Raw genomic sequence first — 17,128 nt, 5'->3', positions numbered from 1 at the left:
TATGGTCTTTAATAAATTTTCCTTAACACGCTTCGGTAATTGAAATTTTATATTTTTCTACTTCAGCTCGCCACTACACATCGGAATTCATTTTCTTTCCACCACATCACATCATAGATTCCTGGATGTGATTTTAAGATAATATTTATATAATTTTGTAGCACCATAATATGATGGGTAATATCAATTTTTCGAAATAAAAATTTTCTTAAAATAGGTGTATTCGGTGAAATAAAAATTGCGAATCCGTTTCTATATTCTTCATAGACACTTATTCCAAGATACATCGTTATTTCAGGCAATGGAATTTCAATTTGCCATCCCCAATTTTCACTATATAGTTCTACATTTAAATGATACCTATTTCTCAATATACTAAAAATATATTGCGCAATGTCTTCAGTTTTTTGAACTAAAATCCCTCCTTCGGTGGAGTGCATTTTTTGTTCATATAGTTGATAATCATCAAATTTAAATTCAACTATTGTCTTTAGCATTCTCAAATTCCCTATATAAAATACCCATATTTTTTTTAATTATTTTTAAGTTCGTTTAATTATTTTAAAACAAAAAACCAGTTAATTACTACTACTATATTCAATTTTATATATATCAAATTTTAAAATGATATATTTAACGTTTTTAAATAAACTCTTGACTCATTTCACGCTTTTAATAAAATCAATAACTCAAAAAGATCAATTTTTATCCAATATTATATCTAAGTTATTTTATTTAATAATTTTTTACACCTGTTATACCTTAATCTAGATATATAATTTATTTTTTGATCTTTAATATTTTCTAAAAATTAGTATTAGAATATATTAATTTAATTAGATATCTTTATAGCTTTTTTTAAAATTAACCATACTAAGTACTATTTATTAGACTGATATCTATACAGAGAATTTATCATTCTGACATCCATTTCAGAGTTAAAAGTTCAGTAAAACTTAATAATTTATGTTTAAATTAAGAAATATTTAACTTAAAAGAATGACGTTTTTCATAGAAATGAAAGCTAGTACTTATTGCTTGTGATTTTTTGAATTCTTGAATCATTTAATCGATAATAGAACTTTAATACTTATGTCTTTAGCGATTTACTCATAAAGAACTTTAATTTTTAATCATATGAAAACAAGGGGAAATTACATGGGATTTAAAGCCCTCCCTACACTTATTTCTTTATTTATTACATTGTTAATCTGGTTCGTTATTCCTGTACCAAATGGTGTTGATCCTGATGCTTGGCATTTGTTAGCGATGTTTGTCGGTGTAATTGCCGCAATCATCGGTAAAGCGATGCCAATTGGTGCCATTGCCATTATTGCAATAACTTTAGTCGCTATTACTGGTGTGACTAACACGAGCCCAAGCGGTGCAATTCAAGATGCCCTTAGTAGCTTTGCTAACCCATTAATCTGGTTGATTGGTATTTCCATTATGATCTCTAAAGGTTTGCAAAAAACCGGATTGGGTGCACGGTTAGGGTATTTATTCATCGCAGTTTGGGGCAAGAAAACCATTGGGATTGGCTATAGCATGGTACTTTCAGAACTCATTCTCGCCCCTGTAACGCCAAGTAATACGGCTCGTGGTGGCGGAATAATTCATCCGATTGTACTAGCAATTTCTACTAGTTATGATTCTGATCCTGCTAAAGGTACCGAAGGTCGGATGGGAAAATATCTGTCATTGGTTAACTACCAAGCCAACCCGATTACCTCTGCAATGTTTATTACGGCAACTGCCCCTAATCCATTAGTCGTTGATTTAGTGGCAAAGGCGACCAATAGTGAAATTTCTTTAAGTTGGAGTACTTGGGCACTGGCAATGTTGCTGCCGGGTTTGATTGCATTAATTATTATGCCTTTGATTATGTATTTGATGTATCCACCCGAAGTCAAAGAAACGCCTAATGCAGCTCAGTTTGCTAAAAGTAAATTAAAAGAAATGGGCCCAGTCAGTAAAAATGAAATCATCATGCTTGGTGTATTCGGTATTTTATTGATGCTATGGGCAGGGATTCCCGCCATGATTTTGGGCTCTGCTTGGGCTGTTGACCCAACGACGACTGCCTTTATTGGTTTAGGATTATTGCTACTTACAGGTGTTTTAACTTGGGATGATATTCTGACGCAAAAGAATGCGTGGGATACGATTACTTGGTTCGCAGCATTAGTCATGATGGCGACTTATTTAAATAAGCTTGGCTTAATCACGTGGTTCTCGAGTGTTTTAGAAACCAGTATTGGTCATTTAGGTCTAAGCTGGATGCCTGCTTGTCTATTATTAATGCTTGCTTATCTGTATGCACATTATATGTTTGCTAGCACCACGGCGCATATTACCGCTATGTTTGCAGCCTTTTATACGGCAGGACTTGCACTTGGTGCACCGCCAATGTTGTTTGCTTTAATGATGGCAGCAGCTTCTAGCATCATGATGACCTTAACCCATTATGCAACGGGTACATCGCCTGTGGTGTTCGGTTCGGGTTACACCACACTTGGTGAATGGTGGAAAGCTGGCTTTGTCATGAGCGTGGTTAATATCATCATCTTTGTGGTGATTGGCGGACTTTGGTGGAAAGTGTTGGGTTATTGGTGATTTTATAAATATGGAGGAACATTGTTATGTTAATAGGAATGTTTCTCTAAATTTAAATGCCAATGTATAAATAATATTACCATCAGTATAGATATCTCTTAATCTTAAAAATCTTTTGCCTAATTTTAATTTAAATAAGAATTCTCTCTATCGATCAAGGCATTCCACTCTTCATGACTATAAAGTTTAAGATTGGTCAATTGGGTACCCACTAATAAAAAGTGATCATCCCATGTCAATACTTCTCTACTGTCCTCTAATGTTCTGTTTGAAAAAATGGGAAATAAAATCTCGTTAAAATGCATTATTCCAATTTCAAGTAAATGCTTCACCTCTTTAGGATTCTCAGGAATTGAATAAAAGACAGGTATATTTTTGATTAATTTAGAGGCGATTTCGCGCGGTTCAGAATATAAATCATCTAAATACCATTTTCCATCATCACATCTCCATAAATAGGCAGTAAAACTATTTTGCTTAATTAATAAGGTTTCAGTAATGGCATTTGGGTCTTGATACCAAACAATAAACTCTAGAGCCCTTGTTGGAATTATTGAAAACGTCGGTAATTTTAGATAAGGGTAATCTTTTAATATTATGGAGAATAATTGCTGAATTGAGCTTTCCAACTCTTCAATTTTTTGTTTTTTATTCAAAATATTTTCTAATTCAAAAATATTTTTTTCTATATTTAAAATGCTTTTCATTATAAAAAATAAGGGCTGATTAATCAGCCCTTATTCTAGCTTTTTGCTCAAGCAAATCATAGATTTGCTCTTGCACTAGGGAAAAGCCTTTCGGCTTTTCTTGATCCTAGCTCATTAAGTCAATTGAGCAGCTTGGATTTTCTTAGTATCAACTTGATCAGCTTCTTTAGTATATTCGCTCATCTTGTCGAAGTTTAAGTATTTGTAGATGTCAGCAGAAGCGCTGTCGATTTGCGACGCGTACTGTTGATATTCTTCTGGGCTTGGTAACTTACCAAGAACCGCAGCTACAGATGCAAGCTCAGCAGAAGCTAAGTAAACGTTTGCACCTTGACCTAAACGGTTCGGGAAGTTACGAGTAGAAGTCGATACACATGTTGTGTTCGGTGCTACACGTGCTTGGTTACCCATACATAATGAACAGCCTGGCATCTCTGTACGCGCACCAGCACGACCATAGATGTTATACAAGCCTTCTTCCATTAATTGGTGCTCGTCCATACGAGTTGGTGGAGCCAACCATAAACGAGTAGACAATGAACCACCAGGTACTTTATCAAGTAACTGACCAGCTGCACGGAAGTGACCGATGTTCGTCATACAAGAACCGATGAATACTTCATCAATTTTGTCGCCTTGAACGTCAGAAAGAAGCTTCGCGTCGTCTGGATCGTTCGGGCAGCAAAGAATTGGTTCTTTGATGTCAGCAAGATCGATTTCGTAAACTTTTAAGTATTCTGCATCAGCATCAGCTTTTAACAAGCTTGGGTTGTCTAACCACTTCTGCATGTTTTCAGCACGGCGCGCCATAGTACGAGCATCGCCATAACCTTCTGCGATCATCCACTTCAACATGGTGATGTTAGAACGCAAGTATTCAGCAACTTTCTCTTCAGAAAGTGTGATTGAACAGCCAGCTGCAGAACGTTCAGCAGAAGCATCAGAAAGTTCGAATGCTTGCTCAACAGTCAAGTCATTTTCCATTTCTGACAAATCGATCTCAAGGATACGACCAGAGAAGATGTTTTTCTTACCTTTCTTCTCTACAGTTAAGTCACCCGCTTGAATTGCGTAGTAAGGAATTGCATGTACAAGGTCACGTAAAGTGATACCAGGTTGCATTTTACCTTTGAACTTAACAAGTACAGACTCTGGCATATCAAGTGGCATAACACCAGTTGCAGCTGCGAACGCAACAAGACCAGAACCCGCTGGGAAAGAAATACCGATTGGGAAACGAGTATGTGAGTCACCACCAGTACCTACTGTATCTGGAAGTAACATACGGTTTAACCAAGAGTGGATAATACCGTCACCTGGACGTAACGATACACCACCACGGTTCATGATGAAGTCAGGTAATGTATGGTGAGTTGTTACGTCAACTGGTTTTGGATACGCAGCAGTGTGACAGAAAGACTGCATTACCAAGTCAGCAGAGAAGCCCAAGCAAGCTAAGTCTTTTAACTCGTCACGAGTCATAGGACCAGTTGTATCTTGAGAACCAACTGTAGTCATCTTAGGTTCACAGTAAGTACCCGGACGGATACCTTGACCTTCAGCTAAACCACATGCACGACCAACCATTTTCTGAGCTTGCGTGAAGCCTTTGCCAGTGTCAGCAGGTTGTACAGGTGTACGGAACAATGTAGAAGGTGCAAGACCTAATTCTTCACGTGCTTTAGCAGTTAAACCACGACCAATGATCAAGTTAATACGACCACCAGCACGTACTTCGTCTAAAAGTACTGGAGTTTTAAGTTCTGCTTCTGAAATTTGTACGCCATCTTTAAAAGCAGTAACTTTTGCAGCAGCGTGGTCAATTTTCAATACAACTTCGTCGCCCATGTTCATGTTAGCAACGTCGATTTCTACAGGTAATGCACCTGCGTCTTCCATTGTATTAAAGAAAATTGGAGCGATTTTAGAACCTAAGCACACACCACCGTCTTTTTTGTTTGGAATGTGTGGAAGTTCGTCACCGAAGAACCAAAGTACAGAGTTAGTTGCAGATTTACGAGAAGAACCTGTACCAACAACGTCACCAACATAAGCAACTTGGTTGCCTTTCGCGATGAGTTCTTTGATTTGGCTTAATGGACCAACTTCACCTGGTTTTTCAGGGTTGATACCATCACGCTCGTTTTTCAACATTGCATTTGCATGTAATGGGATATCTGGACGGCTCCAAGCATCTTGAGCTGGAGACAAGTCATCAGTATTTGTTTCACCAGTTACTTTGAACACAGTGATTTTGATTTCTTCTGGAACATCAGGACGGCTAGTGAACCATTCTGCTTCTGCCCAAGATTGTAAAACAGCTTTAGCCGCAGCGTTACCAGCTTTTGCTTTATCTGCTACGTCATGGAATGCATCAAATACAAGAAGTGTTTTCTTTAATGCTTCAGCAGCTAGGTTTGCAAGTTCAGCATCGTCAAGAAGCTCAACAAGTGGTGCTACGTTATAACCACCAAGCATTGTGCCAAGTAAGTAAACTGCACGTTCTTTAGAAACGAGTGGTGAAGTTGCTTCGCCTTTTGCAATCGCTGCCAAGAACGCTGCCTTTACGTAAGCTGCTTGGTCAACACCTGCAGGAACACGGTTTTCAAGCAAATCAACCAAGAACGCTTCTTCGCCTGCTGGTGGATTTTTTAATAGTTCAACAAGCTGAGCTGTTTGAGCATCATCAAGTGGCTTCGGTGGGACTCCGAGTGCGGCACGTTCTTCAACGTGTTGGCGGTAAGCTTCTAGCACGGTGTTCATTCCTCTTTTTTTGAAAAATTACTTGCAAATTCCAGCTTTGTAAAAAAGCTTCACAAGTAATATGGACTACAAAAGTTTACTAGAGTTCAAGGTAAAAGTTAATGAAAACGGGGTGTTTCTCCGTGATGCCCATTATTTTGTATCTAAATACCTGTGTATAAATAACGAACAAATTAGCCAAATTCGGATTATTTTTGAGCAAAAACACCCCTCAAGAGAGGAAATTCAATAACCTTACACAATTAGAACGATTTATATTTTGGCATTTTGTCATGAGGCGTTATCAAACATTCATCCATCGCTTGCTTTCTAACTTTTTCTTGGAGTGCTTGAGAATCTTGAGTTAGTTCTTCTTTTGGAATCGCATAGACTTTATCAATAATATTAAGAATGAACTTTTTGGTAATGTCATCTTCAATTTTATTTGCATGCTCAACGGCCTGAGTTTTTTCAATTGCTTGCTGGCGATCAAAAACAATGCTTCTAGCCGCATTTCCTACGCTAGTACAAAAGCCATGCCATTGCTCTTCAGGTGTTAATGGCTTCTTTTCTGAACAACCAACAAAAAATAAACTCACTGCAATCAATAAAATCTTTTTCATCATTTCACTACACTAATTATTGCTGCCCATATCATACGGAAAATCATCATTTTTGCAAAAACAGTCAAAAAAACCGAGATGATTTGCCCTCGGTTTTTTTTATATCAAGCATTAGAAATGCTAGTTTGAGTTAATTAAAAAATTTGATATCAGTCGGTGTTGATATTTTTGCTGCATCACCAGCGGGTTTTAAGGTGCCTTTGTTGGCATCAAAACGGAACAAGCTAATGTTATTACTATAAACATTGGTTACATACAGATATTTACCAGATGCATCGAATGAGAAAGCACGTGGTTCAATCCCATTAGCATTATAAACTACTGGTTTAGCTAGCAATCCATTCTGCTGAATTTTAAATACCAAAAGTTTGTTGTCTGCACCACGATTGGCAGCAATCACATATTTGCCATTTGGACTGAGGATAATTCCACTCGCGCTCTTAAATTCAGGTGTTTTGTCTTCGTGAATTAGTTTTAACTCAGCCACTTTTTTCAAATGACCATCTTGCACATTAAATGTCACAATTTCGCTTCGCATTTCTGCGGTAACGTATGCATGTTTGCCATTTGGTGAAAAGACCATATGACGCGGGCCGGAACCATGCCTAAAAGTCACATCTCGGCTATTGTCTGCTTCGAGTGGTTGTGGTTTATTCGGGTTATAGTGAAAAGTATAGACTTTATCATTTCCAAGATCGCTTGCGTATAGATACTTACCATCTGGGCTAAATGTAGTCGAATGCGCATGACCACTGTCCTGCCGACCTTTGACGTGACCAGAACCTTCGCTAAAAACAATATTTTGTACTTTTTCACCTAAATGACCGTTTGGCAAAATTGGAAAAACAGCTACCCCACCACGACCTTTATCAAATGCCGAATAGTTCGACACAAATAGGAATTTGCCATCTAAACTGATTGATGCATGTGTTGGATGACCACCATGGCTATCCACTGTGTTTAATACTTCCACCTTTCCATTTTGAATTGATAATGCAGTCACCGCCCCTTCATTTTCTTCATTAGTGGTATAAGCAAAGCGGCCATCTTTCGATTTCACAATCCAAGAAGGACTTTTCATTTTCAAGACATTAACAGGAGTTAAGGTTCCATCGCTATTCACTTTAAGCTGGTACAAACCTTCACTGGCTTGTTTTGGTTTTTGCGCAAGTGGCGCGTTAGGGATCGATGTCCATGTTCCTACTAAAGCAATTTGTTGTTGTGCAGCATTTACGGTAGAGCCCCATCCAAATGACAAAAGCGTCATCGACAATGTTGCGGTTAACTTTTGAATTAGCCCACGATATTTAATATTTGTATCGTTTTCCTTGTCATATTTAATTTCAACAGAAGTATCTATTTTCACTGCTATATCCTTGGAAAAAACCACCTTATTTGCACTTATCAACAAGGTATTATCAATTTAGTTTCATTTAATGATTCTGAAAACTAATTTATAAAATAGTAATTTTCAAGTGAGTTTTCTTTAATTAAAAGCCTGTTCAAGCTTTAGTTCTTTTTAAGAGAATTAAGACTCTATATCGATAAATATTCAATTTTTTAATTCATATAGAAATACTTAAAATAAAAGCCCACTAAGAAGTGAGCTTTTATTTCGTTATTACTTGAGACTAATCAAATCATTATAGGTACTAAAGTACTTTCCTAATGTTTAATTTCCGCCTACTAGAAGCGCCAGTTATAGAATAAATCGATTGCTCTTTCTAAAGACTGACTTGCTTCTAAGTATAAACGTCGATTCATTTGATAACGTAAAGTTAGTTTGTTCACTGGAGTGAATACGCCAACACCATAACGAATAAATAGATCAGGTGTGATATAGCCCGTTAAGCTCACCTGCGTATCTTCACCCGTACCTTGTGCATCTAGAGCTAAGCCACTCAAACCGAAAGTACGTCCAATCTGATTCGTTAAAGCACGTGTACCACCCAAGCCCATACTAATCCCTGCGGCAGCAATGGTGTTATTTACATCGGACTTAAATCCTTCCGCATTACTTAAACCACTTGAACCTTCATTAATACGACCCGTAACGAGCGCATTCAATGCTTCTTGCTCAGATAGTCCGGCATCATTGTAAACCTGAATGTTTGGCGATGTTGCAGTACCTGTAACACGTACCCCAACCATACTGCCCTGAACATTTTTGTTTGCATCGATATCTAAAGTAGGATTTGCCAATGGACCATTAAAACGCGCAATTGCTCGATTCAAATCTAGACTTTGTCCATAGGCTTCGATTTTCACTTTTTGACTGACACCAATTGCTCCGTTAGCTCGCATTGCAGTCTCGTAGCCACGTTGACTTAAGTTTAAACGACCAACTAAAGGAATATTACTGTTGAAGCCTTGGAATATGACTTGGTTTCCAATATTAACAGCAATATCAGCTCGAATATCCCAAGGTTTAGCAGCTCGTAGAATTGCAAGCGGATCTTGGCCTTGTCGAACTATGCGGACATCTGATGAGGTGTTAATGACTGGAGCAGTTGTTTCTGGCATTGAAATACGTGCACGAGGAACATCTACCGATCCTTTTAAGCTTAAACGCTTATCGAAAGGATACATATCAAGTGTAAGGTTTGGATTAGCAATTGCAGTAATTAATGGAGCCTGACGTACAAGTAAATTATCACCTTTGAGGTTTAATTGAAGACGTGGCGAATCTTTCCATTCAAAACTACCTTTTAAAAGCCCTACACCTTGACCGCTGTTAAACGCACCATCAATTGTTGCCATGTCCTGACGAATTGATGAGTAAACCTGAACATTCGTTAAATTAACTGGAAGCGAAATCATACTGATTGCGCCATTTTTCAAACGCATTTCACCAGTAAATTGTGGCTGAGTTAAAGTACCGTTGACTTTACCAGCTAAGGCTAAGGTTCCACTCAGTTTGCGGACATCTTGAATAAATGGTTTTAAGACTTTTAATTGCACATCATTAAATGCGATTTCACCATGCATTGGCATTGATGGCTGGAATGGATTGATAATGACGTTCGCATAACCCGTACCAATATCAGGTGTTTTCACATCAACACGGAATAACAGTCCTTCAGATACACTTTTTGCAATCACACCCAGCTCATCATAAGCCAGAGTCGTTGCAGGGTCTTGTGGATCTTCAGCAGCTAAACCAATTTCACCTTTACGCGTAATTAAACGTGCATCAAGTTTTGGATGTCCACCATTTACCCACGCTGCCTTGGCATAACCATTTAGTTGCCCAGTCATCGCCAAACCTTCTGGCATAAATGCCGCGAAGTCACTTAAATCCATGTTTTGAGTTACAAACGAAATATTACCGCGAGCCTTACTTACTCGTACTGGCTGATCAAAGCAGAGCTGGCTATTCGCACTTTGCCAACAATGTTGACCTACATATAGCTCAGATCTTGCAGAAGAATAAATCACTGGAGCATTTTGATTTTGTGCCAGACGAATACGTCTTGAATCAAAACTTCCTTTCTGAATTTGACCTAACCAATCATTGTTTTGGTTAAACCCACCTGCTAACTGAACATAGAACTTAGAAATACTATTATTGCCAAGTACTTTCAATAAATGCGCTTTTCTCGTTCCTGTCAAATTCACTTCAGCGGACTGAATTTGTCTATTTCCACTACGTAAATTATCTAATTTTGCGGTTAATTGAGTTGGCGTTGTTTCCGATGTTGGAAGTTCACCCTGAATACTCAATCTCTTCACGCTCACTAAAGTATTAAAAGCAAAATCATCTACGGCAATATTTGCTGTTGCTTTTAAACGTGGCTGCGATTGTACATTCAGATCACCATAAGCTCGACCGCGTAATCCTGGGTATAACTCGTAAAGTGCTGGTGCATTGAGCTTGATTTTTAGATTTTGAGCATTACCTGTCGCTTGTAGCTGATTCTGCCCATAGACTAAAAATAAATTATTTGCTTCAAATTGCTGAGGTAAAAAACCGTTTTGGTTAGAGTCCATCAATAAAGATAGATTACCCTTACCTCGAACAGGTTTATTATTTATAAAGCCAGCAAGATTCAGTTGTTGAATATTAATTCGTTTTAAATGATCTGACCAAACCCCTTGAGTTTTCAGATTACCTGAAATTTCACCTTTTACAGCTGAGGTAAAATATTGAGGTTTAAAGCGCACCAACGAACTATTAATATCCCATGCAATGCGATCTTTCAAATTTACAGAACCTGTTGCATAGATTTTCCCAGCGACACCATCATGTTGTAACTGGTTAATTCGAATAAAATCTGGTGTGCCCGCTATAGAAAACTTTAATAAACCATTTGCCTGTTTTAGAGCTTTTAAAGATCCATCATAATTAACTGCAAAACCTTTAAAGCCACCACCAGCTTTTACATCATGGAATAATAGTGCTGCGGTACTTTTCCCACCCAAACTAACAGTCTCTTGACCGGCTTGAGCCAGTCGACCAGTTAAATCAATTTTCTCAAATTGAATGATTTGCTGATTTGGTTTAGCAAAACCATTTGCTTTAATCGAACCATTTAAAAGATTGACAGGTGCTGCCGCATATATACTCTGTGGATTAAAATCTTTTGCATTTAATAATGCATTCCAAACCAACTGACGTTTTTCAGTCGGAAGAAATACTTTAGCCTGACCAGTTAAGCTACCTTTTTCAGCAGCAAAACTAAAATTAGGAACATTTAAAATATTATCTTTAACATTCAAATTCGCTAGATATTGTCCTGCTGGCAATAAAGTTTTTTCATGCTGATATACTTTTGTTGCAACTTTAATATCTTGCTGACCATCACGTAACGTTAAATCGACCTGACCACTGTCACTACTTAACCACCCAATATAAGGCATTGCACGATCTATTTTCGTCCAAGCTACATTCATGAGCATTGGTTGAGGTTTATTATTTTTTTCAGGAGCCTGATTAAACTTAAGCTTCCAAGACTCATAACGGTCGAAATCAACATTAGCAAATACTTCTGTACCTTTTTCCAAAGAACCGGTTGAGGCAACAGCAGCATCTAAACTTGGCGGTAAAAAGTCTTGTACAACCTGAGGAATGGCTTTGTCCTTCGGATTAATATGGTCTAAACGGCCTTTGATATCCCAAGTAACATGATCTTTCCAGCTGACTAAACCTTTCAGGTTAACAGCGCCTTTCATGACTTGGCCATTAAAATCAGTGATATTTAACTGATGAACCAAATCAGTATTCATTAAAGCGTTGTATTGACCTTCAGGTAAATTCTCACCTTTTAAATCTGTATCAACGGCCAAATTAAGTTGTTTAATATCACCTTGAAACTTAATTACACCATTTTTTGCAAATAATTTTTGTTCAACTAATAAAGGTAAGTGATAATTTTTTAGTAGTAACTCACCTTGCATTGGAACTTCATCACGAACAGGATGCAATACCACCCAACCCGTTAACAAATCAGGAGTTGTTGTTGCAACCCCAGCTTTTAAAGTATCTAAACTTCCGCGTGCAACGACTTTAATATTTTGAATATTTAAACTTTTTAAAGATGGGATTCTTAAATCTGCTGTAGCATCTAATGGATATTTACCACTGAAATCCATTTTTCCTGTGGCATTGTGGACTGAAAGATACCCCATATCCATACTGGATTTTTCAAATTCCAGTTTAGTCTCTGACCAAAGTGCATCTTGCAAGTGAACATCATGGAAATTTACATCTGAGGTTGCTAGCTTAATTTCTAAATGATCAACATCAGCTTCATCGACGCGTAGAACAAATGGTAATTTAATTGGCTTAAATTCGAATGCCTTACCAGACGGCGGTGTTTTATTAATAATACGTAAATTACGCACATCTGCATGGCTTAAATGTACTTCTTTTTCTAATAATAAAGAGCGCCAACCTAAGCCTACGTCAGCTCTGTCTAATGAAACATCAACTTCCGTTAATTGCACCAAAACATTCTTAAGAATAATTCCGCGCAGTAAGTTTCCGCCTTCGTATTCATATTTAATTATTTTCTGAGCTTCTAAAACCCGATCTAATAAAAAACGACTTCCACGATCTGTTGACATCATGATGACTAACGAAGACGCTAATAATAAAAATATGATCAATATCGTCAGCAGGAAACTACGCAAAATGCGCCGCTTCTTAGGTGAGCGAGGTGCCGAAGTTGGCTGCTGTTCTACATCCGCCATAAAATAAACCTAATAAAATTTTATTTTTAAAGTTGTGGGCCTATAAAGAAATGTAAACGAATCGGATGGTTTTCATCTGAAATACCCGATGCGACATCTAAACGGATTGGTCCGATTGGAGACTTCCAGCGAATTCCAACCCCAACGCTATAAGCTGCTGGATTATTAAAGTCTTTATCATAGGCATTACCAAAGTCTGAGAAAACAGCGGCTCGCCAACCGTCTTTAAACTGATAGTTATATTCTAAAGAACCTACAGCCAAAGCTTGCCCCCCAATTTTATATCCATCTACTTCTGGAGAAAGACTCTTATAGTCAAAACCACGAATTGTCTGGTCACCACCAGTAAAGAATCGAAGATTGTACGGAACTTTGTCAAAATCGTCGGTAAAAATGTAGCTAAGGTCAGATCTTCCAACGAATTGATGATCATCATTTTCACCAAGAGAATAAATAAATCTCCAACCTGCACTTGCGATAGCCATATTGGCATCGGACAGTAAACTCTCACTACCTAATTCTAATTTATAGGTTTGTTTAAAAGCTTTCGTTGGGTTTAACCGTGTATTACTCGAAGTTTTTGAGGTTTCATAACTAAACAATAATGCTTCTTGCTCTGATGCCGCAGTTTTAAATGCATCTGGTAGCTCAGAAATATCAACATTACCTTGTTGAGTCAAACGGTCTAAACGGTAGCGGACACCAAAAGTATGTTGCCAGTTCCCTAGTGGGCGCTTAATGATTCGCTCACCACCAACAACAGCGGATTCAGTAAGCAAACTTACATCTGGACCGATGTCATCACGGGTTTCACGCTCATATCCGCCCACGATATTAAAATAGTCATTTAACGGATGCTTATAGGGAATACTATATCGGCCGTCAATAGATTGACGAATTTGTGAGACTTCTAAGTTGGCATCAAAAGAATGACCATATTTATTGACAATAGAGCGGCGATACTGACTACGTAAACGTGCACCTGTATCGGTTCCATAACCAATACCCGTTTCTAAACTATTTAGCTTATCCGCATTTAAAGTCACAATGACTGGAATTCTTTTCGTTTCACGCGCTTGAGCTTGTAAACGATCTTGTTCAGTTTCTTTGTCATCCTGCTGACTTGGAGCACTTTGCAACATTGCTGTTTGAGGTTCTCCCTCTTTTACTTTTTGTGTTCCAGCAAACTGTTTTTCATCTACTACGTTTTGTGTAACTTCTTTATTAGATGTGGCTAATTGACGTGCTTTAGCAAGTTGTCTTTCTTCAGGTGAAAGTAAATTAGATTCATCCACATCGATATTTTGCTCATCGACTAAAGCTTGCAAATCTGGTGGTAGTTCAAGTGGCTTTTCAATTGGATCGGGTTTGATGCTATCAACTAAGGTGTAGTTAAAATAACGGGAGTTGGTTAAGTTATTTGCTAAAGTATTTACACGCCAAAATGCATAGTCATCACCCTCTTTCCAAGGGGCCATACTTTCTAAAATATTTTGGTTCAAAGGCAAGGGTTTCGATGGATCGCTCATGCGAAACTCAACCTTATCTAATTTATAGCGCTCACCTGTTTCATAGCGCAAATTGATATCAGCCTTGTTTTCAGGCTGACTTACTTTCACATCGTGCAGTCGCCAATAAGCATCAAAATAACCGTTATCAGTGGCTGCGTTAACAATTCGGGTTTTCGTGGTTTCATATAAACCATGGTTAAAGATATCCCCAACATCCTGATCAGGAATTAAGCGAATAACCTGAAACTGGGGGCGTTTTTCACCAGCACCAGTAAATTCGATATTTTGCTCATTAATTCGCACTGGTTCATTTGGGGTAACCTTAACGCGAACTCGGCTCGGACTTAATTTTTCAAATTTAAACTCAGCATTATAATAACCAACTGCTTGAGCTGCCTGATTACTTAATGTTCTGAGCTGAGGTAAAGCCGCATTAAAATCTTCAAATGATTCTTGAGTGAAGGTTGATAATTTCCCTTTAATATTTTTAGCCAGTGCATCTGAAGCACCGTCCACATCTGCACTAATACGCGGAACTTGTTCCATCGGAATTGCACGTGGAGGGCGCACTTTATTTAAAATACGTTTAAAGAAACCAGCCTGCTCAGGTGGCTGCTCAGCCTCCGGAGTTAATTCAGGTAAAGTTTTTCCAGTTTCATTGGCTTCGACTACAATCTGACTATCAGATTTAATCTCTTGCATAAGCTGATCAATATTTACAGGCGCTTGATTAATCTGATTTAACTCAGACTGAGTTGCATCACTGACTGTAACTTCGGGTAGCTTCTGAGTACCATTTTGGAAGTTTTGCGCCTCACTTTTAGCTTCTTCAGCGACTTTATAAATCTCGTTTGCCATGTTTTGATCAACAGGCATGTCCGGTAAATCATCAAGATTATCAAGCGTAATTGGCTTAAATTCATCAATTTGATTTGGAAATTGTTCTTGTTGTTGCAATATAGCCAAGCTATCTTGTTGTTGCTGAGCTTGGGTCACAAGAGTAGCAATATCTGTGATTGGAGCAGTTGTTTGCTGATTCACTGGAACTGATTGTTCAGTTGATGCATCAGGCACCGTTTGATTTAAAGTTGAAGTGTCACTATCAACTGAAGTTTGAGCAAAACTTTGTGTTACACAAACCGTGAACAACAAGCTGCTACAAATAAGTTTAGGAATCCCCTGCATTTTTAAAATTAAATGCATAGAATGAGAGAGAGTTGACTGTTTAAACTTAATTTTAGAAGGCATAGAAAACTCTAGACTTATTTTTTAATAAAACGCACCAAGGTAAGTGTAAAACTCACTCAAAACCATTGATTTTTCATTTAATCAAGCGTTAAAAATATCATACATGGTTTTCGATGCAAATTAACAATCGGTCACATTTTTTTATAAAACACAATGAAGTTTGCACATGATGAAACAAGATGAGCACCTGATGACATCACGTCGGTTCGTACCGATGTTTTTTACCCAGTTTTTTGGCGCATTAAATGATAACGTTTTTAAGCAAGCTTTATTATTAGTGATTACTTATGGCTTGATTCAACAGCAATCTGCCCCTGTAAGTACTCTCAATAATTTAGCAGCTCTCTTGTTTATTTTGCCCTATTTCTTTTTTTCGGCCACTGCTGGACAAATTGCAGATAAATATGAGCGCTCTCAACTCGTCCGTGGCATAAAAATTTTAGAAATTATTATTATGCTCATCGGTACTGCGGGTTTCCTGTTGGGGCACTTATGGTTACTTCTTTTTGCCTTATTTTTGATGGGGACACATTCAACGTTCTTTGGTCCTATCAAGTACGCAATTTTGCCTGAAATTTTAAAACCACAAGAATTAATGTCTGGTAATGCTCTGTTTCAGTCAGGCACATCAATGGCAATTTTATTCGGGATGATTTTAGGTGGTGCTGTAATTGCATCATCGCATGGGAACTTATTGTGGATTAGTCTTACTGTTGTAATTATTGCTTGCATTGGCTATTTATGTAGTCGCTTCATCTTGCCACAGAAAGTTGCTGCTCCCGATTTAAAGATTGATTGGAATTTTCTTCGCACAAGTTTTCAAACGATTAAATATGCTAAAAGCTTACCGTTAGTGTTCACCATTTTGTTAGGTAACTCGTGGTACTGGTTTTATGGCGCTACTTATTTAACGCAAATTCCACAGCTTACCCAACAAAATCTGCATGCATCAGAAAATGTCGTTAGCCTTCTGCTGACTTTCTTTTCAGTCGGTATTGGCGTCGGGTCTCTTCTTTGCCGTAAAATTGGTGGCTCAGAAATTAATATTAAAATGGTACCAATTGGTGCGATTGGCCTTACCCTTTTTGCGCTTTACCTTGCTGCCAGTTTAGCTTTTGTACCTGAAAGAACTGGCGCATTACTCACGTTAAAAGATATTTTTACCCAAGGTTGGGTTTACTATCACGTCATGTTAGCGGTGACTTTACTGGGAATTAGCGGTGGTTTTTATATTGTTCCTTTATATGCCATGATGCAGGCTTATTCACCACGTTCACATCGTGCTCGTGTTGTAGCAGCAAACAACATTTTAAATGCCGTTTTTATGGTTTCATCTGCAATTTTTTCAATCTTAATCTTAAGTGTTTTAAAAATTGATATTAAAATACTATTTATTATTACAGCTGTACTTAGTGCAATCTTTAGTATTTGGCTTCTAGCACGTCTAAAACCAATGCTTGCCACAGCACATCTTTCTTTGGAGGACTAA

Annotated in this window: 9 protein-coding genes; 2 read left to right on the top strand and 7 right to left on the bottom strand. The window is 37.8% G+C overall.

Annotated elements, in window-relative coordinates:
* Positions 1-62: 62 nt before the first annotated feature.
* Entirely contained in the window at positions 63-497 is a 435-nt protein-coding gene (locus K6I41_RS06680; RefSeq protein ID WP_250375455.1) for a hypothetical protein, read from the bottom strand.
* 661 nt (positions 498-1,158) lie between these two features.
* On the opposite strand from K6I41_RS06680, the gene K6I41_RS06675 reads away from it, so the two are divergent.
* A complete protein-coding gene (locus tag K6I41_RS06675; RefSeq protein ID WP_250375454.1) occupies positions 1,159-2,616 on the top strand; it encodes a DASS family sodium-coupled anion symporter in 1,458 nt (485 codons plus the stop codon).
* A gap of 125 nt (positions 2,617-2,741) precedes the next feature.
* Here K6I41_RS06675 and K6I41_RS06670 read toward each other — a convergent pair whose 3' ends face one another.
* The 6 genes from K6I41_RS06670 to K6I41_RS06645 form a co-directional block, all read right to left on the bottom strand.
* Entirely contained in the window at positions 2,742-3,323 is a 582-nt protein-coding gene (locus K6I41_RS06670; RefSeq protein WP_151988553.1) for a hypothetical protein, read from the bottom strand.
* A 114-nt stretch (positions 3,324-3,437) separates the two neighbouring features.
* Complete coding sequence (locus K6I41_RS06665; RefSeq protein ID WP_005306651.1) at positions 3,438-6,077, bottom strand: bifunctional aconitate hydratase 2/2-methylisocitrate dehydratase; 2,640 nt, start codon at positions 6,075-6,077, stop codon at positions 3,438-3,440.
* 251 nt (positions 6,078-6,328) lie between these two features.
* The gene (locus K6I41_RS06660; RefSeq protein ID WP_004791531.1) at positions 6,329-6,691 is read right to left on the bottom strand and encodes a hypothetical protein; all 363 of its coding nucleotides are present in this window, start codon (positions 6,689-6,691) and stop codon (positions 6,329-6,331) included.
* Positions 6,692-6,818: 127 nt separating this feature from the next.
* Positions 6,819-8,054: a lactonase family protein gene (locus K6I41_RS06655; RefSeq protein WP_250375453.1), complete on the bottom strand. Its 1,236-nt coding sequence runs from the start codon at positions 8,052-8,054 to the stop codon at positions 6,819-6,821.
* Positions 8,055-8,374: 320 nt separating this feature from the next.
* Positions 8,375-12,880, bottom strand: coding sequence for a translocation/assembly module TamB domain-containing protein (locus K6I41_RS06650; protein WP_250375452.1), 4,506 nt, complete (start codon positions 12,878-12,880; stop codon positions 8,375-8,377).
* 26 nt (positions 12,881-12,906) lie between these two features.
* Positions 12,907-15,639 (bottom strand): autotransporter assembly complex protein TamA, encoded by a 2,733-nt coding sequence (locus tag K6I41_RS06645; protein ID WP_250375451.1) that lies wholly within the window; start codon positions 15,637-15,639, stop codon positions 12,907-12,909.
* A gap of 166 nt (positions 15,640-15,805) precedes the next feature.
* Between K6I41_RS06645 and K6I41_RS06640 the strand changes: the two genes are divergently transcribed.
* Entirely contained in the window at positions 15,806-17,128 is a 1,323-nt protein-coding gene (locus K6I41_RS06640) for an MFS transporter (protein ID WP_081402187.1), read from the top strand.

The organism is Acinetobacter sp. AS23, from assembly GCF_023612055.1.
In the GTDB taxonomy this organism is placed as follows: Bacteria; Pseudomonadota; Gammaproteobacteria; order Pseudomonadales; family Moraxellaceae; genus Acinetobacter; species Acinetobacter oleivorans.
Note: the sequence above shows the minus strand (reverse complement) of the source record. Positions and strands in the feature narration are given on the sequence as shown.

Bases quoted from the DNA above. Each gene is read 5' to 3' on its own strand.
- K6I41_RS06680 (WP_250375455.1), bottom strand. From the start codon at position 497: ATGCTAAAGACAATAGTTGAATTTAAATTTGATGATTATCAACTATAT.
- K6I41_RS06675 (WP_250375454.1), top strand. From the start codon at position 1,159: ATGGGATTTAAAGCCCTCCCTACACTTATTTCTTTATTTATTACATTG.
- K6I41_RS06670 (WP_151988553.1), bottom strand. From the start codon at position 3,323: ATGAAAAGCATTTTAAATATAGAAAAAAATATTTTTGAATTAGAAAAT.
- K6I41_RS06660 (WP_004791531.1), bottom strand. From the start codon at position 6,691: ATGATGAAAAAGATTTTATTGATTGCAGTGAGTTTATTTTTTGTTGGT.
- K6I41_RS06650 (WP_250375452.1), bottom strand. From the start codon at position 12,880: ATGGCGGATGTAGAACAGCAGCCAACTTCGGCACCTCGCTCACCTAAG.
- K6I41_RS06645 (WP_250375451.1), bottom strand. From the start codon at position 15,639: ATGCCTTCTAAAATTAAGTTTAAACAGTCAACTCTCTCTCATTCTATG.
- K6I41_RS06640 (WP_081402187.1), top strand. From the start codon at position 15,806: ATGATGAAACAAGATGAGCACCTGATGACATCACGTCGGTTCGTACCG.